This window comes from Nonomuraea sp. NPDC049378 (assembly GCF_055586745.1).
Genome location: NZ_JBVJHP010000002.1, coordinates 163,020 through 180,162, shown reverse-complemented (window position 1 = coordinate 180,162; position 17,143 = coordinate 163,020). Strand labels below are relative to the sequence as shown.

Annotated in this window: 11 protein-coding genes; 5 read left to right on the top strand and 6 right to left on the bottom strand. The window is 71.5% G+C overall.

Annotated elements, in window-relative coordinates; translation table 11 throughout:
* Positions 1 to 165: 165 nt before the first annotated feature.
* The 3 genes from ACZ6SA_RS05660 to ACZ6SA_RS05650 all read right to left on the bottom strand — a co-directional run bounded on the left by ACZ6SA_RS05660 (position 166) and on the right by ACZ6SA_RS05650 (position 6,584).
* On the bottom strand, positions 166 to 2,289 hold the full coding sequence (locus ACZ6SA_RS05660; RefSeq protein ID WP_347649748.1) for a carbon starvation CstA family protein: 2,124 nt from the start codon (positions 2,287 to 2,289) through the stop codon (positions 166 to 168).
* A 3-nt stretch (positions 2,290 to 2,292) separates the two neighbouring features.
* Positions 2,293 to 2,643: a hypothetical protein gene (locus tag ACZ6SA_RS05655; RefSeq protein ID WP_347649747.1), complete on the bottom strand. Its 351-nt coding sequence runs from the start codon at positions 2,641 to 2,643 to the stop codon at positions 2,293 to 2,295.
* Positions 2,644 to 2,777: 134 nt separating this feature from the next.
* The gene (locus ACZ6SA_RS05650; RefSeq protein ID WP_465826780.1) at positions 2,778 to 6,584 is read right to left on the bottom strand and encodes a S8 family serine peptidase; all 3,807 of its coding nucleotides are present in this window, start codon (positions 6,582 to 6,584) and stop codon (positions 2,778 to 2,780) included.
* 163 nt (positions 6,585 to 6,747) lie between these two features.
* On the opposite strand from ACZ6SA_RS05650, the gene ACZ6SA_RS05645 reads away from it, so the two are divergent.
* Both ACZ6SA_RS05645 and ACZ6SA_RS05640 read left to right on the top strand, forming a co-directional pair.
* Positions 6,748 to 9,669: a helix-turn-helix transcriptional regulator gene (locus tag ACZ6SA_RS05645; protein WP_465826779.1), complete on the top strand. Its 2,922-nt coding sequence runs from the start codon at positions 6,748 to 6,750 to the stop codon at positions 9,667 to 9,669.
* Positions 9,670 to 9,847: 178 nt separating this feature from the next.
* Entirely contained in the window at positions 9,848 to 11,857 is a 2,010-nt protein-coding gene (locus tag ACZ6SA_RS05640; protein ID WP_465826778.1) for a GxGYxYP domain-containing protein, read from the top strand.
* On the opposite strand, the gene ACZ6SA_RS05635 is transcribed toward ACZ6SA_RS05640, so the two are convergent.
* Entirely contained in the window at positions 11,858 to 12,460 is a 603-nt protein-coding gene (locus ACZ6SA_RS05635) for a histidine phosphatase family protein (RefSeq protein WP_443154604.1), read from the bottom strand. It lies immediately after the preceding gene.
* 55 nt (positions 12,461 to 12,515) lie between these two features.
* On the opposite strand from ACZ6SA_RS05635, the gene ACZ6SA_RS05630 reads away from it, so the two are divergent.
* Positions 12,516 to 13,463, top strand: coding sequence for a DNA polymerase domain-containing protein (locus ACZ6SA_RS05630; RefSeq protein WP_465826776.1), 948 nt, complete (start codon positions 12,516 to 12,518; stop codon positions 13,461 to 13,463).
* Between the two features lie 128 nt (positions 13,464 to 13,591).
* A complete protein-coding gene (locus ACZ6SA_RS05625; protein WP_465826775.1) occupies positions 13,592 to 15,076 on the top strand; it encodes a M28 family metallopeptidase in 1,485 nt (494 codons plus the stop codon).
* 34 nt (positions 15,077 to 15,110) lie between these two features.
* On the opposite strand, the gene ACZ6SA_RS05620 is transcribed toward ACZ6SA_RS05625, so the two are convergent.
* Positions 15,111 to 15,719: a hypothetical protein gene (locus ACZ6SA_RS05620; RefSeq protein WP_443154607.1), complete on the bottom strand. Its 609-nt coding sequence runs from the start codon at positions 15,717 to 15,719 to the stop codon at positions 15,111 to 15,113.
* A gap of 190 nt (positions 15,720 to 15,909) precedes the next feature.
* Between ACZ6SA_RS05620 and ACZ6SA_RS05615 the strand changes: the two genes are divergently transcribed.
* Positions 15,910 to 16,245, top strand: coding sequence for a hypothetical protein (locus ACZ6SA_RS05615; RefSeq protein WP_465826773.1), 336 nt, complete (start codon positions 15,910 to 15,912; stop codon positions 16,243 to 16,245).
* A gap of 18 nt (positions 16,246 to 16,263) precedes the next feature.
* Here the strand turns inward: ACZ6SA_RS05615 and ACZ6SA_RS05610 are convergent, their stop codons facing one another.
* Positions 16,264 to 17,121 (bottom strand): TetR/AcrR family transcriptional regulator, encoded by an 858-nt coding sequence (locus tag ACZ6SA_RS05610; protein WP_465826771.1) that lies wholly within the window; start codon positions 17,119 to 17,121, stop codon positions 16,264 to 16,266.
* Positions 17,122 to 17,143: the final 22 nt, after the last annotated feature.

Here is a 17,143-nt window from a genome sequence, read left to right as displayed (position 1 = left end):
GTGCCGCCGTCTCACCTGTTCCTAGCTCCAGCCGTTCGTGCGCATGACATCTCTCCCCTCGTCGTGAAGCGCTCGGTTCAAGCGTTCAGGAGATTCGCGCCGTTGTCGTTGGCCGGGAGTCGCCAGGTTGTTGGCGAGGCATGAACGGGCGGAGCAGCGGCCCGGTCAGCCGTCGGGTGACGATTTCGCCATCATCGCGCGTTCCTCCCGGGTGGCGATGAGACCGGCCGGTGCGAGGATCTTGGACTCCTCGTACGGCGCCTCAGCGGTCGGCAGCGTCTCCCCGCTCCTGATCACCCGGATCCACACCCGTAGCGCGTCCAGGATCACGACGACGATGAGGATCGCGAACAGCGCGGCCAGGATGCCGTCGACGGTGGAGTTGAGCACGATCTGCTCCATCTCGCCCCGCGTCTTGGCGGGTGCGAGCAACTGCCCCTGGTCCAGAGCGGTCTGGTAGCGGTCGCGCTGGGAGAAGAAGCCGAGCGTCGGATCGGGCGAGAACACCTTCTGCCAGCTGGCCGTGAGCGTGACGGCGGCGTCCCAGGCCAGCGGGATCGCCGTCACCCAGGCCCACTTCAGCCGCCCGCTCTTGATCAGCAGGGTGGTGGCCACGGTGAGCGCCACGGCGGCGAGCAACTGGTTGGCGATGCCGAACAGCGGGAAGAGCTGGTTGATCCCGCCGAGCGGGTCGTTGACGCCCTGGTAGAGGAAGTAGCCCCAGGCGGCAACGACGACGGCGCTGGTGACGATGAGTCCTGGCCACCAGCTGACCCGGGAGATCGGCTTCCACACGTTGCCGATGGTGTCCTGGAGCATGAACCGTCCGACCCGGGTGCCGGCGTCCACGGTGGTGAGGATGAACAGCGCCTCGAACATGATCGCGAAGTGGTACCAGAACGCCTGCCAGCCGGCGCCGCCGAGGAAGCCCGAGAAGATCTGCGAGATGCCGACGGCGAGGGTGGGCGCGCCGCCCGTCCGGGCGATCAGCGTCTCCTCCTGTACGGCGTCCGCCGCCGCCGACAGTTGCTCGGGCGTGATGACGAAGCCGAGGTTCGTCACGGCCTGGGCGGCGCTCTCGACGGTGGCCCCGACGACGCCGGCGGGGGAGTTCATGGCGAAGTAGAGGCCGGGGGTCAGCACGCAGGCGGCCGTGATGGCCATGACGGCCACGAACGACTCCATGAGCATGGAGCCGTAGCCGATCATCCGGACCTGCGTCTCCTTCTGGATCATCTTGGGTGTCGTGCCGGACGAGATCAGCGCGTGGAATCCCGACAGGGCCCCGCAGGCGATGATGATGAACACGAACGGGAACAACGACCCGGCGAAGACCGGTCCTTCGCCGTTGAACGCGAAGTCGGTGAAGGCGGGGGTCTTCAGCGTCGGCATCGTGACGGCGATGCCGATCGCGATGAGCGCGATGGTCCCGATCTTCATGAACGTCGACAGGTAGTCGCGCGGCGCGAGCAACATCCAGACGGGCAGCACGGCGGCGACGAACCCGTACGCGATGAGCCAGAGGGACAGTGCCGACGGGCTCAGCGTGAAGAACGGCGCCCAGCTCGAGTCCTGCACCCAGCCGCCGGCGACGATCGCCAGCAGCAGCAGCACGACGCCGATCACGGTGGTCTCGACGACCTTGCCCGGCCGGATCACCCGCAGGTAGAACCCCATGAACAGGGCGATCGGGATGGTCATCGCGATGGAGAAGACACCCCACGGCGACTGCGCCAGGGCGTTGACCACGACCAGCGCCAGCACCGCCAGCAGGATGATCATGATGGCGAAGACGGCGACGAGCGCGGCGGCCCCGCCGACCGGCCCGATCTCGTCGCGGGCCATCTGCCCGAGGCTGCGCCCGTTGCGCCGCATGGAGAAGAAGAGGATCACCATGTCCTGTACGGCCCCGGCGAAGATGACGCCGGCGACGATCCAGATGGTGCCGGGCAGGAAACCCATCTGCGCGGCCAGTACGGGCCCGACCAGCGGCCCGGCGCCGGCGATGGCGGCGAAGTGGTGGCCGAAGAGGATGCGCCGGTCGGTCGGGTGGTAGTCGATGCCGTTGTCGAGACGCTCGGCCGGGGTGGCGCGCCGGTCGTCGGCGCCCAGCACCCTGCGCACGATGAAGCGGGCGTAGAAGCGGTAGGCGATGGCGTACGAGCCGAGCGCGGCGGCCAGCAGCCAGACCGCGTTGACGTTCTCGCCTCTGGACAGGGCCAGCACGGCCCATCCCGCGGCACCGACGAGGGCGACCGCCGTCCAGATGATGATGGAACGCAGTTTCACCCGTTACCTCCCATCCAAGGAGCCATCTAGCGAGCCATAAAGGGGGCGCCCCAGGCAGCAGCGCAGTCCGGCGTCCGGCGGCAGATCGGAGGTGAACCGCCGCCAGCGCCACAGCGGACGGCAGTCGATCGTGACGGGGAGGCCGGTGAGATGCACCCAGGCGGTCGGATGCGCGTACACCAGGTCGGTTCCGAGCGGGCGTGCGCGCCGGGGCAGTCGCGGGCGGCGCAGCGGCCGGACGGAGAACTCGCCCGCGTCCGCGCAGCAGAGCCCGGTCACGTGCCAGTCGAAGAACAACACTTCTTCGTCGCCCAGCGCTTCACGTGCGGCAGGAGTCAACGTGATTCGGGACATCTGGCGCTCCTGATAACAGGTAGCTCAGAATTTATGTCGGCTTTACCCGCTTTGCCGGACCTTGAAACGCTTATGGCAAGTCAGTGGAAGAGCGCCCCCTGACCCGGCGGGTCAGGGGGCGCACCGTCAACGGGTCATGATTTCTTCCACGGCTCGAAATAGGCCACCGTGGTGAAATCGACCTCCGTTCCTGAGAGCAGGTCCCCGGACGTCGTGCTCGATCCGGTCACGAAGATCCGCACCCCGGAGTCGTCGGTCGCGTCCACGGCGAGCGCATGCGCCTTGTCCGCGGCGCCCGCCGGGCCGCCGTACTCGCCGGTCCAGACGGGCTCACCGGTCGCGGCGTCGTAGGCGATCGTCACGTAGTCGAACTTCTGAAGGAACTCGTCGGGCCTGGCCACCTCGTTCCAGCCCTGCCCCGTGATGACGATCTTGCTGCCGTCCGGTGTCACGGCGACGTCCCAGGAGAGGTCCTGCTCGTTCGCCCTGCCGTTGTGACGTTGCACCCACACCCGCTCGCCCGTCCTTGGACGGTAGGCGATCGTGGTGAAGTCGTCCCTCGTCCCCTCACCCTCGGTGTTGCCGGTGACATACAGCGTGCCGTCAGGCCCCGAAGTGATGTCGCGCGGGGTGTCGCCGCCGTGCGCGGGTCCGTCGTAACGGTCCGACCAGAGCTCCTTTCCCGTGGCGGTGTCGTACGCGATCGTGGTCATGTCGGTCTTCGTCTCCCCGGCACTGGTTCCGATGACGAAGAACGACGCGCCGTCCGCGGCGACGGACATGCCGCCAGGAATGTCCCAGCCGTTCGCCGGGCCGTCGTGCCGGGCTGTCCAGAGCTGCTCGCCGGTGGCGGCGTCGTAGGCCACGGTTCCCCAGTCGGACCATCCTGTGCCGGGCGCGCCCTGGCTCTGGCCGGTGACCAGGAGCTTGGAGCCGTCAGGAGTCGTCTTGACCACCCGCGCGGAGTCGGTGCCGTCGCCGGGCCCGTTGTACTGCGCGACCCACTTCTGCTCGCCGCTGCCCGCGTCGTACGCGACCGTGACGTAGTCGTCCTTGCCGCCCACGCCCAGCGAGGTCATGCCGGTGACGTAGACGTGCGTCCCGTCGGGGCCGACCGTCAGGGCGTCGGCGCGGTCGGAGGCGTTCGCCGTGCCGTTGTGCCGCGCGACCCAGAGCTCCTCGCCCGTGGCCGTGTCGTACGCGATCGTGACGGCGTCGTTGCCGGTGTCCTGGCCGGCGCTGATGCCGGTGACGAAGAGCCGGGCGCCGTCGGGGCTCACCTCGATCCCCGCCGGCTCGTCGAAGGTGCCGGCCGGTCCCGCGTACGCCGCGCTCCACAGCTCGGCGCCGGTGGCGGCGTCGTGGGCGACCGTCGAGATGCGCGCGCTGCGCACGCCGGGCTGCGAGCCGTAGCTCGCGCCGGACACGTAGACCCGCTCGCCCTCGGGGTCGAGGGCGATGTGCCCGGCGGTGTCCTCCCCGCCCGCGACCCCGTGGGCGGCCGCCCACGCCTCGGCCACCGGCCGTACGACGACGGGCACGCGCACGGTGTGCCGGCGGTCCTTCCAGGTGAGCTGCCCGCCCACGTAGGCGTTCATGGGGGCGGTGGTCCTCTTGAGGGTCACCGTGAACGACTTGGTCTGCCCCGGCCGCAGGGTGAGCCGGCGCGGTTCGACCGTGACGTCGACGCCTTCGAGCCCGGTCGTGGAGGCGGTGTAGGTGGCGGTGCGGCGGTCGACGTTGGTGACCTCGCGGGTCACCGTACGCGTGCCGGGCAGCCTGCCGACCGCGATGGACGGGACGTTCAGGTCGCCGGCCTCGAACGAGTGGCCCTTCCTGGCCAGGTGCTCGCAGGTCCGCTCCTCGACCCCGCTGGTCGAGCCGCACAGGAAGGCCAGCCAGTCCCTGATGTCGCTGTCGTAGACCAGTCCGGGGTCGGCGGCGCTGTTCGGCACGACGTGGCCGGCGCCCTGGCCGAAGATCACCGACGGGTCGTGGCCGGGCCCGTCGAGCACGTCGGAGCCGCTGGTCATCAGCGCCGACTTGACGGCCATCGGCGACCAGCGCGGGTGCAGGTCCTTCAACAGCGCGGCGAGCCCCGCGACGTGCGGCGCCGACATCGACGTGCCGCTCGCGAGGCTGAACGCGGACCCGTTGGCGCCAGGCGGCGCGTACGCGGCCAGGATGTCCTGCCCGGGTGCGGTCAGGTCGGGCTTGAGCAGGTCGCCGCCCGCGGCGGTCAGCGGCCCCCGGGAGGAGAACGCGGCCACGTAAGGGGCGGGCGCGTCATCGACGATCTCCGCCTGCTCGATCGTGGCCGTCGCGCCGTCCGCGGCGGCGTGGTCCTTGACCGCCTGCCTGTCCTTCTGCGCGACGTGCAGCGTCGGCACGGCGTGCAGGTCGGCGTTGAGCGAGTTGTCGTCGGTGTTGGCCAGGATCATGCCGACCCCGCCCGCCTCGGCGACGGCGACGCTCTTGTTGGCGCGCGGCGTCTCCCCGCGGTCACAGACGACGATCTTGCCCTTGACCTTGGCCGGGTCGAGCACGGCCTGGCCGCCGTTGTCCCTGGCGGCGTGGCACTGCGCCAGCCGGGTCGCGTCCGCGCCCGGCAGCCCCGCGGCGGTGGAGTCGACGAGAGGCGCGGGCCCCGCCTTGACCGCCGCCAGCGAGGCGCCGCTCAGCGTGATGCCGTCGCCGAGCGTGGCCGAGCCCCGCGTGCCGCGGTCGTGCGTGCCCGCCGCGACCGTGGTCACCCAGGGGGACGGGTGCGCTACGGTGCTCGCGGCCGGGCCGCTGTTGCCGGCCGAGGCCGCCACGAACACGCCCGCCTCGGCCGCCGACAGGAACGCCACCTCGGCCGGGTCGAGCAGGTCCGCGCTCGTGCCGGAGACCGAGTAGTTGATGACGTCCACGCCGTCCGCCACCGCCTGGTCGATGGCGGCGACCAGGTCGGAGTAGAAGCCGTTGGCCGTGGAGGCGTCCTCCGTCGACCAGAGCGCCTTGTAGGCGGCGACCCTGGCGCGCGGCGCGATGCCGCTGATCGAGCCGAACACCGCGGCAGGCCCGGTCACCTCGACGCCGTGGTTGCCCGCCGCGGTCGAGGCGGTGTGCGTGCCGTGGCCGTTGTAGTCGCGCGGCGACAGGTATTCCCACGGCATGGCCTGCTTGACGCCCTCGTCTCCGCCCCAGCCGGCGTTGAAGTGCCGCGCCGCGACGAGCTTGCCGTTGCACAGGGGGGCGGTCCACGACTCGTCAGGGCTGCTCCGCGGGCATGTGCCGTGGAAGCCGGGCACCTTGCCGTACGGCTTCCCGCCGGGCCCTGGGTCGGCGAAGCTCTGGCTGTCGGCCCAGATGCCGCTGTCGATCACGCCGATGACCAGGCCGTCGCCCGCGCCCTTGCCCCGCCGGCCGCCCGTGGGGCCGCCGAGCTCGTCCCACAGGCCGCCGCGCTTGTCGAGGCCGAGGAACGACGGCGTCGACGACGTCGCCACCGGCACCTTCCTGTCCTCGGTCACGGCCACGACGTCGGGCAGCGCGCGTAACCCGGCGGCCTGCGCCTCGGTCAGCCGGGCCGCGAAGCCGCCGTAGGAGTAGACGTAGTCGTAGACCTTCGGGCCGCCGCCCACCTTCTTCAACGCGGCGTCGTGCCTACCGCGCAGGTGGTCGGCGTACCTCGTCACGTCGCTGGAGCCGGGGTCGATCTTCTCGCCCTGCTCGGGCTTGGTCTCGGCCAGCCCCGCGACGTCCCCTTCGTACGTCGCCACGGGGTCGGGGGTCATCTGCACGATGTAGGTCTTCTGCTCTGCCGAGCCGGCCGCCGCGGTGGCCTGGCCCGGCGCGGTCACTCCGGCCAGTGCCAGCCCCGTGAGCGCCATGGCCGCCGCCAGCCGGCGTCCGAACGTGGTGAATCCAGGAGATCCAGGAGATGTGGACAGGTCCATCGTCGCCCCTCAGTGCGTCGCCGCCGATCCGGCGGACGGTCGAGACGCTAGTGACGGGCGAGGAGGGGGACATCCGTAGCGCATACGGATTTTTGACCATCACTGGATCCGGTAGCCTGTTGAAGCTGATATATCGCCATCGGGGCAGGTGGGAGGGTGAGGCATGCCCTCCGGCCAGGCCCGCGTCGCCCCCTCAGGCTCCCTGTCCGACGTCCTCGTCGGGCGCCGGGCCGAGCTCGCCCTGCTCCGTACGGTCATCGCCGCCCCGCCGTCCCTCGCCCTGGTCGAGGGCGAGGCGGGGATCGGCAAGAGCCGGCTCGTCGGAGAGCTGCTCGCCGCGCCGGAAGCGCCCGGAGCGCCGGCGCAGGGATCGGCCCGGAAATCGGCCCGGAAATCGGCCCGGGTTCGCACGCTGGTGGGACAGTGCGAGCAGCTCCAGGAGCCGCTGCCGCTGTCGCCGCTGCTCGACGCCTTCCGCCTGGCCGGCGACGAGCTCGCCGCGTCCCGCCCGGCCAACCCGGTGATCGGGGCGCTGGCGCCGCTCCTGCCCGAGATCGCCGAGCACCTGCCGCCGCCGCTGCCCGCCCTGCCCGACCAGCGGGCGGAGCGGCACCGGGTGTTCCGCGCCGCCGTCGCGCTGCTCGACCACCTCAGCCCGCTGGTGCTCGTCCTGGAGGACGTGCACTGGGCCGACAGCGGCACGCACGACTTCCTCGCCTTCCTGGCGGCCCACCAGCCGCGCGAGCTGTCGGTGATCCTCACGACCCGCACCGAGACGGGCCCGCTGCCCATCCGCGAGGCCCTGGCCAGAGCGCCGTCAGGGCCGGCGCGGGCGATCGGCCTCGCGCCGCTGAGCCCGCCCGAGGTGGAGGAGCTGGCGGGCGGCATCCTGAAGACCGATCTGCCGCGTACGTTCGCCGCGGCGCTCCACGAGACGACCGGCGGCATCCCGTTCGTCGTGGAGGAGGTGCTCCGCACGCTGCTGGAGCGACTGCCCGCGAGCGAGATCCCCGGACGCCCGGACGTGCTGGCCGGCCTCGCGGTCCCGACCGTGCTGCGCGACGTGGTGGTGCGCCGCCTGACCTCGCTCGACGAGCCGGCGCGGGGGATCCTGGGAGCCGCCGCCGTCATCGGCGTGACGCCCGACGACCGGGTGCTCGCGGAGGTCACCGGCCGCGACGCGGAGGAGGTCGCCAAGGCCCTGGCGACGGCGCAGGCGGCCGGGCTGCTGCACGAGGAGGACGGCCGCTGCCGGTTCAGGCACGCGCTGGCCCGGCAGATCGTGTACGAGTCGGTGCCCGTCTCCGGCCGGCGCTGGTTGCATCTCAGGACCGCGCAGGCCCTGGAACGAGGGCCGGGCCCGAGGCCCGTGGCCCGGCTCGCCCATCACTACCGGCTCGCGGGGCGCACGGCGGACTTCGTCGGCAACGCCGAGGCCGCCGCCGACACGGCGCTCGCCCACGGCAACGACGCAACGGCGGCGAGGTTCCTGCTGCAGGCGCTGGAGACCGGCGAGCTGTCCAGCGACGTGCGCGTGCGGCTGGCCGTCAAGCTGGGCCGGGCCGCGGTCGACGGGCTGGCGCACGCGGAGGCCGTACCCATTCTCGAACGCCTGCTGGCGACCGAGCCGCTCCCCGCCCACCTGCGCGGAGAGTTACGCTTCGCGCTCGGCCGCCTGCTGCGCCAGCAGGGTGAGGCGCGGGCGGGATACCTGCAGATCGAGGCCGCGGTGGAGGACCTCGGCGACCGGCCCGCCCTTCTGGGACGGGCGCTCGCCGTGCTCGCCGCGCCCGAGACCGTCCCCGACCGGCACGTTGACGAGCACGCCGCCCGCTGCGACCAGGCGGAGCGGGCGGCCCGCCGCAGCGGCGACCGCGACGTGGACATCGCCGTACGCATCGCGCGGGCCTCGCTCCTGCTCGAACAGGGCGACCCGGGCAGCTGGCGGCTGATCGACGACCTGCTGCGCGACGACCGGCTCCGCGCCGTGCCCAGGGAGCACGCCCGCGCCTGCCTCAACTGGGCGCAGGGCGCGCTGCACATCGGGCGGCTCGACCGCGCCGAGGCCCTGCTCGCCGAGGGCCGCCGGGTGGCCGACCAGGCCGAGTACCTGCGCGTGGCGGAGGTCGTCGAGCTGGTCGCCGCCGCCGTGGACCGGGCCGCGGGGCGCTGGGACGGGCTTGAGCCCCGCGCCCGCCGGCTGGCGGGCCCGTCGGCCACGTTCGCGGCGGCGTTCCTGGACTCGCGGCTGCTGCACGGCACGCTGCTGGCGGCCACGGGGCCGGTCGAGAACGCCGGGGCGTGCCTGGGCGAGGTGATCGCCGTCGCCGAGAGGGTGGGCGCGGTCTGGCCGCTCATCCCGGCGCGGATGGCGCTGTCGCGGCTCCTGCTCACTTTGGACGACCCCGCGGCCGCCGCCGAGCAGGCCACCGCCGGGCTCGCCCTGGTCCGCTCCAAGGGCAACTGGGTGTGGGGCGCCGAGACCGTGCTGTGCCTGGTGGATGCCATGGACGCGTTCGGCGAGGCCGGCGAGGCGGCCGGGCTGGTGGCGGAGCTGGCCGCCGGCATCGAGGGCGCCGGCGCGCCGGCCGCGCAGGCCGCGCTGCTGACGGCGCGGGCCGTCATGGCCTGCTCGCGGGGCGATGAACCCGAGGCCGACCGGCTGCTGGGCGCGGCGCGTACCACGCTGGGGGAGGCCGGGCTGCGCTACGACGAGGCGCAGGCCGCCGAGCGGCTGGGCCGCCTGCGCGGCGCCGCGGGCGGCGACTGCCTGGAGAGCGCGCTGCGCCTGTACGGGTCGATGGGCGCGGACCGGGACATCGCGCGGGTGTGCCGCGCCATGCGGCAGAACGGCGTGCCCATCCCCTACCCGTGGCGGGGCGGGCGGCCCTCGCACGGGCGCGCGCTGTCGGCGCGGGAACGCGAGGTGGCGCTGCTCGCCGCCGCGGGCAAGACGAACCAGGAGATCGCCACGGAGCTGTTCCTGTCGCGGCGGACCGTGGAGAGCCACATCTCCAGCGTGCTGCGCAAGCTGAACCTGCCGTCGCGGAAGGAGCTGCGCGGGCTCGCCCTGCCGGTGGGGTGAGCTTGCGCGGGAGCGGTCGAGTTCGTGCGGGAGCCCACGGTGCGCCCGTGGTTCCGGGGGCTGCTGGGGGAATTGCGCGGTTTACGCCATGGACATCCTTACGTCAGGTTGTTACGTTCTCTGGCAGATGACAACGATGTCATTCCTGGTCCCCCCCTCGCAGGAGCAGAGATCGCGCATGGTGTCACGACGTAACTTCTTGCTGGCCAACACCGCGGTCCTCGCGGCCGGCGGGCTCGGAGTCAGCCTCTCCACCCCCGCCGCCGCCACGACCGCAGCCACCCGGCCCCTCCTCCCCAACTTCGGTCGCCCCACCCGGCTCGACCACGCCGACGTGAGTGCCCTCCACGGGAATGACCAGCTGCTCCTGACCACCCTCCAAGGAGTGGTCAACCGCCGCAGCCCTCGCCTCTACTTCAACTACAACAAGGAGAACTTCGACGTCCCCTGGCTGGACAGCACGGGCGCCCGCGTCACCCGCCACGACAACGCCCTCGACCTGGTCGCCCGCTACGGCCGCGAGGCCCGCGGCGCCATCCTGCACGACCCCGACGTCCCCGACTCGGTGAACGTCGCCACCACCCTCGCCGGCCTGGAGGGCGCCGTGGCCGCCACGGCCGAGCAGGCCGCCGAGCACGGCTTCAGGACCATCACCGACCTGCGCGGGAAGTTCGACCCCGACGACATCCTGGGCACCTACCGCTGGCAGCTCGACAACCTCTTCCCGCGCTGCACCCACGCCCTGCTCAGCGGCCTGCCGCCGACCAGGACCGTGAGCGTCGACAACGTCCAGTGGCGCGAGGTCGCCCGCGAGACCGAGCGCATCCGCGACACCTCCAACCGCGAGGTGCGCACCTTCGACTTAAGCCAGGAACTGTCCGGCGAGGACGGCGTCTACCTGCGCTTCCAGGACTCGTTCGGCGACGACGGCTGGGGCGCCTCTGTCGGCGCGGTCACCGTCAAGGCCGACGGCAAGGAGATCGCCTCCTTCACCCCCGGCACGGACGCCGAGACGCCGTACCTCTTCGACGGCCTCAACTCCGCGATCGGCGACAAGTCCAACCGCTTCTCCGACGGCGGCGGCTACTTCGTCTACCGCTTCACCGCGCCCGAAGGCGCCCAGCAGCTCACGGTCGACGTGGACCTGTGGAACCAGTACCTGGTGACCGCCACCACCACCGCGCCGACCAGGGTCGAGCCCTTCCCCTATTTCCGCGACTACACGGTCGCCATGCGCGCCATGGTCTTCTGGCTGCCGCCCAGCGGCCAGACCGGCGAGCTGCTCGACGAGATCCTCGGCAAGGTCAAGCCGACCACGCCGTACGCCGGATGGTTCTCCAACGACGTGGCGGGCGAGTGGGGCGGCGTCGACCGGGCCTCGCAACACGCCGTCGAGGTCATCCCCGCCGACTACTACATGAACGCCACCGTCCACGCCGGCGTGCGCGCCAAGGTCTCCGACCGGGTGCCGCCGAGGCCGCGGGCCACCCTGCGCAACCGCGTCTACGTCACGCTCACCGTCGGCGAGGGCGACAACATCCAGTACTGCCAGCGCCGGATGCGGCAGATCTGGGACGACGACAAGCGCGGCGAAGTGCCCACGAACTGGACCGTCAGCCCCCTGCTGGCCGAGATCGGCCCCGCGATCCTCGCCTACTTCCAGCGCACGGCCACGCCCAACGACCTGCTCATCGCCGGGCCGTCGGGCGCCGGCTACACCTATCCCGGGTCGTGGCCGAAGGAGGCGCTGGACGCGTACACGGAGCTCTCAGGACGATTCATGCGCAGGACCGGCATGGACCTCGTCTACGCCTACAACCACCGCAACGAGGAGGACGACGGCTGGGTGGCCTTCGACGAGCGCATCGTGCGGTCGTACAGGAAGAACACCGGGCTGCGCGGCATCATCCAGTCGTGGGAGACCGGCGACCTGCAGATCAACCCCGCGGGCCTGCCCGTGATCGGCAACTTCATGCCGCAGGGCAGGGCCCAGGAATACCGCGACACGCTGGTGAAGCACATCGAGGGCTGGGACGGGAGCAAGCCGCTGTTCATCGCCGGCGCCGTCAACGCCTGGAACTGGTCGCCGAGCGACATCGCCGAGCTCGGCACGCTGCTCGACGACCCCTTCGAGATCGTCCGCGGCGACGTGTTCTTCAAGCTGCTGGGCGACCACCTCGGACGGTGATCACAGGCGGAGCTCGGGTGGGAAGCCGGTCCACCTGAGCTCCGCCGGCAGGTGGGCCATGTCGTTGAAGAAGAGCACGGACGGCGGTCGGCCGGGCGTGTAACGGATGACGGTCAGGGCGGCGTTGCAGTGGTTGACACCCAGCCAGCGCCAGTCCGGGGCGTCCATGGCGGCGCGTACGAGCCAGCCGATCAGGAAGTTGTGCGTGACCACCAGCTCGTGCCGGGGCTGCGCGGCCGGTCCCGTGAACAGCTCCATGGCCTCGCGGGCGAGCGCCGGTCCGTCGCGGCGCTCGTCCTCGGGGAACTGGCCGACGAATCCCAGGAGGCGGTCGGCGTACTCCTCCGGCAGGTCCTCCCTGACCGGGACGTACGGGAGATAGTCGCCGGCGGCCCGCGACTCGCGCAGCGGGACGCCGGGGAGCCGCTCGCCGACGAGCCGGGCGGTCTCGGCCGCCCGGGGGAGCGGGCCGTGGTGCACGGCGGCGAGCGGCACGTCGCCGAGCCGGTCGCCGAGCAGCGCGGCCTGGCGGCGGCCGGCGTCTGTCAGCTCTCCTTCGGGTGTGGCCTCGCCGTGGCGGGTGAGATACAGGTAGCGGGTCATCGGCGGGGTTCACTCCCATGTCGGTTGTGCGGGGGTCTGTGGCATCGTAGGGCGGGTGGCCGCCGACGAGACCCGTGACGGGGTCGCCCTGACCAATCTCGACCAGCAGCTGTTCGACGGCGCCGGCGCCACCAAGCGCGACCTGGTCGACTACCTCGACGCCGTCGCCGGCCGCATCATCCCCGTCCTGCGCGACCGGGCGCTCTCCGTGATGCGCGTCCGCCCGGGGCAGCAGCCGTTCATGCAGAAGAACCTGCCGAAATACGCCCCCGAGTGGATCAGGTCCGTCTCCTTCTGGGCCGAGGCGTCCCGCAGGCAGGTGACGTACGCGCTCTGCGACGACAGGAGAACGCTCCTGTGGTTCGCCAACCAGCGGGCCGTGGAATATCACCCGGCGCTGTTCGTCGGCAACCGGCCCACGCACCTCATCCTCGACCTCGACCCGCCCGAGCACGACGACTCCTTCTCGCTGGCCGTACGCGGCGCGCTCCTCGTCCGCCAGGCCCTCCGCGACGCCGGGCTGTCGGGGGCGGTGAAGACGAGCGGGGCGAAGGGCGTGCACGTGTTCGTGCCCGTGGCCGAGGGCACGGCGGTGGACGACCTCGCGGCGGCAACCCGCGCGCTGGCCGCCCGTGCCGAGCGGCTCGATCCGGCGCTGGCAACCACGGCGTTCATCCGGGAGGACCGCGAGGGCAAGGTCTTCCTCGACTCCACCCGCGCGGGCGGCGCGACGGTCGCCGCCGCCTACAGCCCGCGCATCCGTCCCGGCGTGCCCGTCTCCTTCCCGGTGGCGTGGGACGACCTCGACCGCGTGGCGCCCGCCGACTTCACCGTGCACACGGCGGCCGCGCGGCTCAAGGGGGCCGACCCGTGGGCCGAGCTCATGCCCGGCCCGCAACCGCTGCCCGCCGACCTGGTCGAGGAGGGGCACACCATCCCGGTAGCCCGCGTCCAGGCCATGCACGAGGGAAAACGCCGCGCCCGCGCCCGTCGCGCAGAGTGAACGCGTTACTCGAACATGTCCTGATTTTGCCGCTGGACAAGGCCTTGTCTGCCTCGTAGCTGGGGATTTACGTTCCGATCGCGGCTCGGGGGAATGTCGCATTCCCATCCACGACAGGGGAATCGTTCATGCGCAGAATCGTCACCGCACTGATCACCGCACTGGCGCTGCCCCTGACCGCGGCGGCCCCGGCCCATACTGCCGAGCCCGCCGACGCGTACGCCGACCTGCTGGTCAAGAAGGTCAAAGGCGCGAACGTCGAAGAGCACCTCCGCGCCTTCCAGAAGATCGCCACCGCGCACGGCGGCAACCGCGCCGCGGGCACGACCGGCTACGACGGCTCCCGCGACTACGTGGCCGACAAGCTGCGCAGAGCCGGCTACAAGGTGACGCTCGATCCCGTCCAATTCGTCGAGAGCTGGACCGAGAACAGCCCGCCCGCCCTCACCGAGACCGCGCCCGAACGGCGGGCGTACGTTCCCAAGCAGGACTTCTTCGCCTTCGAGCCCTCCCCGGCCGGCGACGTGACCGCGCAGGTCCAGGGCGTGGACCTGACGCTGCCCCCGGCCGCCACACCGTCCTCCACCAGCGGATGTGAGGCCTCCGACTTCGACGGGTTCGTGGCCGGCCGGATCGCGCTCGTCCAGCGCGGCACCTGCGCCTTCTCCCAGAAGGTGCGCAACGCCGGCGCGGCCGGGGCGGCCGCGATCATCGTGTTCAACGAGGGCCAGAAGGGACGCACGGAGGCCGAGCAGCTCGACATCGGCGAATGGCGGGCCGGCATCCCCATGGTGTACGCGGACTACGCGGTGGGCGAGCGGCTGGCCGGCACGGAGGACGCCACCGTCCGGCTCACCGTCGACTCCACCGTCGCGATCGGCACCGACCACAACGTGATCGCCGAAACCCGCACCGGCGACCCGGGCAACGTCGTCATGCTCGGAGCCCACCTCGACAGCGTGCCCGCGGGTCCCGGCATCAACGACAACGGCTCCGGCAGCGCCGCCATCCTGGAGGTGGCCGAGGAGATGGCCCGCTTCCCGGTCAAGAACCGGGTGCGCTTCGCCTTCTGGGCCGCGGAGGAGCTCGGCCTGCTCGGCTCCGACCAGTACGTCTCGTCGCTGCCGCGGACGGAACGCGACCGCATCCGCCTCTACCTGAACTTCGACATGGTCGCCTCGCCCAACTTCGCCTACAAGCTCTACGACGGCGACGACTCCGACGACACCGGCGCCTCGGCGGGCCCGCCCGGCTCGGCCCAGATCGAGGAGCAGTTCGAGACCTTCTTCGGCTCCCGAGACCTGCCCACCGTCGGCACCGACTTCGACGGCCGCTCCGACTACGGCCCGTTCATCGCGGTCGGCATCCCGGCGGGCGGCATCTTCACCGGCGCGGAAGGCTCCAAGACGGCCGAGGAGGCGAAGCTGTTCGGCGGCACCGCGGGCAGCGCGTACGACGCCTGCTACCACCAGGCGTGCGACACGATCCGCAACGTCAACGGCACGGCGCTCGACGTGAACGCCGACGCCATCGCCGACTCGGCCGCCCGGTTCGCCTTCGACCTGCGCTCGATCCCGCGCCGCGCAACCCCCGCACATGGAGGTGGAGGCTGACGCCTCTCACGAGGAGCGCGGAGGCTGACGCCCTTCATGAGGGCACGGTGAGCCGGGGACGCAGCGCCGCCAGCGCCGCCTCCGGATCGTCGGCGAAGAACCGGATCGAGGTGACCTCGGCCCGGCGCCCGAGCGGGCGGACGACGGTGACCGGTCCGGCCAGCTCGACCGTCAGGTTGGTCTGCGAGGCGACGGCCACGCCGAGCCGCCCGTCCGCGACGGAGACCATGCTCTCCTCGTTGAGGTTGCGGCCGGTCCGTACCGAGACGATCCGGTCGAGGGGCACCCGCACGTCGAAGTAGGCGGCGTACCTGATGCGCAGTTCCTCGTCGGTGATGACGTGCGGCCGGGTGGCGCAGGCGGCGGCCAGCATGACCCCGAACAGCAGCCCGTAGAGGTCGGCGACCAGCACCGCGTACCGCAACCAGCCGGGCACGCCGAGCGCGACCAGCAGCAGGTCCACCACCACCGTCTCGATCGCCATCGCGAACAACATGAGCGCCAGCATGAACGTCTGCTCCTTGGCGTACGTGACGGCGCTCGCCCCGGGCGGCACGCCGTGACGCCGGCGCGCGATCCACAGCCCGACGGAGGCCAGGCCCTTCACCTCGAACCCCAGGACGCGCAGCGCGGCTCTGACCATCGTGCTCCTCTCTTCGGCTGGACGCCTCCCATGAGAAACGTTGACGTCGCGTCAAGGTCAACCCCGGAACAGAGGGCACATGCCGGCTCGGGCCACCGGCGAGCGGTTCGTTAAGTCTTCAAATGGGGACTTGAAAGTCTCCGTAAGGAGACATATGGTTGGGGGAGAGATCCGATCCAGGAGAGGTGTCATGTACGCGATCGTCCGGCACTACCGCGCGCATCCCGACACGATCAGGAAGATGGTCGAGCACGTGGACGCCCAATTCGCGGACCGCGTTCCGAAGCAGGTGGGCTCGGTCCTCTACACCGCCGTCGGCACCGGCGAGGGGACGGTGATGACCATCACGGTCTTCCGTGACGCCGAGGCGGCCGCGGCTTCCGAGGCCGCGGTGACCGAGCTTCAGCGCGACCTGAAGGAGGGCTTCGGCGTGGAAGAGGTCGCGGTGCAGCGCGGGGAGGTGCTGATCAACCGGGGCGATGCCGCCATGGCGCGGCCCATCGGATTCGGCGGTGCGGCGGCGTGAGCGCGCGCCGCGGGCTCATCAGGTTGAAGGCTTGGGCGCCCGTCCGGTGAGATAGCGCTGCAACGTCGGCGCGACCCAATCGGCGAGCTCGTCGGGATCGGCGATGACCAGTGCCTCGGCTCGTACGGCGTACCGGGTGATCGCCAGCCCGACGAGCTGGCTGGCCGTGAGCGTCGCGCGCAGGTCGGGGTGGTCCATGCCCAGGGCCCGGATGAGCTTGACGAGCAGGTCGGCGGCCAGGAAGTCCCTGACCTGGGAGGCGGCGTGCTCGTTGGTGGCGGCCGAGCGGATGACGCCGAGCAGCGGGCCGGGGGAGTCGACGTCCCCCAGCAGGTCGAAGACGTAGCCGAGCAGCCGGCGCCCCAGGCTGGAGCGCGGACCGTCAAGCAGCATGACGACCGTGCGGTCCGGCTGGAACACCTCCGCGACGACCGCGCTGAACAGCTGGTCCTTGTTGCCGAAGAACCTGCGTACGAGTGCGGGGTCGACGCCGGCGTCCGTGGCGACCCGCCGTAGGCTCGTGCCGTCGTAGCCGTGCTCGCTGAACGATGCGGCGGCGGCGGCCACGATCTCCTGCCTGGTGGTCGATGTCCCGGGCCGGCGTCCCGTCCTGCCCACGAGCTCCTCCTCGATGTTCGCGACACGAAGTCCTTCTATGAGGACTTTATCGCGGCTTCGCCGCCCCCGCAGCGGCTTTCCGCCGGCGTCATTCAGGGTGTTACCGATTTCCCTGACCTCCTCGCGGCCGGCGCCCAGTGCGTCTGGCCCGATCTCGGCGAGCCGAACCGCTGATTCCTCGTATCGATCCCACGTGGCGGGAAGGGGCGGGCCGGCGTTGATCCGAGCCGCGATCACCTGCTCACGCAATCTGGTCATGCGCCTGTCGTACAGCCATTCA

Coding starts and splice junctions, on each gene's coding strand:
- ACZ6SA_RS05635 (WP_443154604.1), bottom strand. CDS start 12,460: ATGACCCGCTACCTGTATCTCACCCGCCACGGCGAGGCCACACCCGAA.
- ACZ6SA_RS05650 (WP_465826780.1), bottom strand. CDS start 6,584: ATGGACCTGTCCACATCTCCTGGATCTCCTGGATTCACCACGTTCGGA.
- ACZ6SA_RS05615 (WP_465826773.1), top strand. CDS start 15,910: ATGTACGCGATCGTCCGGCACTACCGCGCGCATCCCGACACGATCAGG.
- ACZ6SA_RS05625 (WP_465826775.1), top strand. CDS start 13,592: ATGCGCAGAATCGTCACCGCACTGATCACCGCACTGGCGCTGCCCCTG.
- ACZ6SA_RS05640 (WP_465826778.1), top strand. CDS start 9,848: ATGGTGTCACGACGTAACTTCTTGCTGGCCAACACCGCGGTCCTCGCG.
- ACZ6SA_RS05655 (WP_347649747.1), bottom strand. CDS start 2,643: ATGTCCCGAATCACGTTGACTCCTGCCGCACGTGAAGCGCTGGGCGAC.
- ACZ6SA_RS05620 (WP_443154607.1), bottom strand. CDS start 15,719: ATGGTCAGAGCCGCGCTGCGCGTCCTGGGGTTCGAGGTGAAGGGCCTG.
- ACZ6SA_RS05610 (WP_465826771.1), bottom strand. CDS start 17,121: ATGACCAGATTGCGTGAGCAGGTGATCGCGGCTCGGATCAACGCCGGC.
- ACZ6SA_RS05645 (WP_465826779.1), top strand. CDS start 6,748: ATGCCCTCCGGCCAGGCCCGCGTCGCCCCCTCAGGCTCCCTGTCCGAC.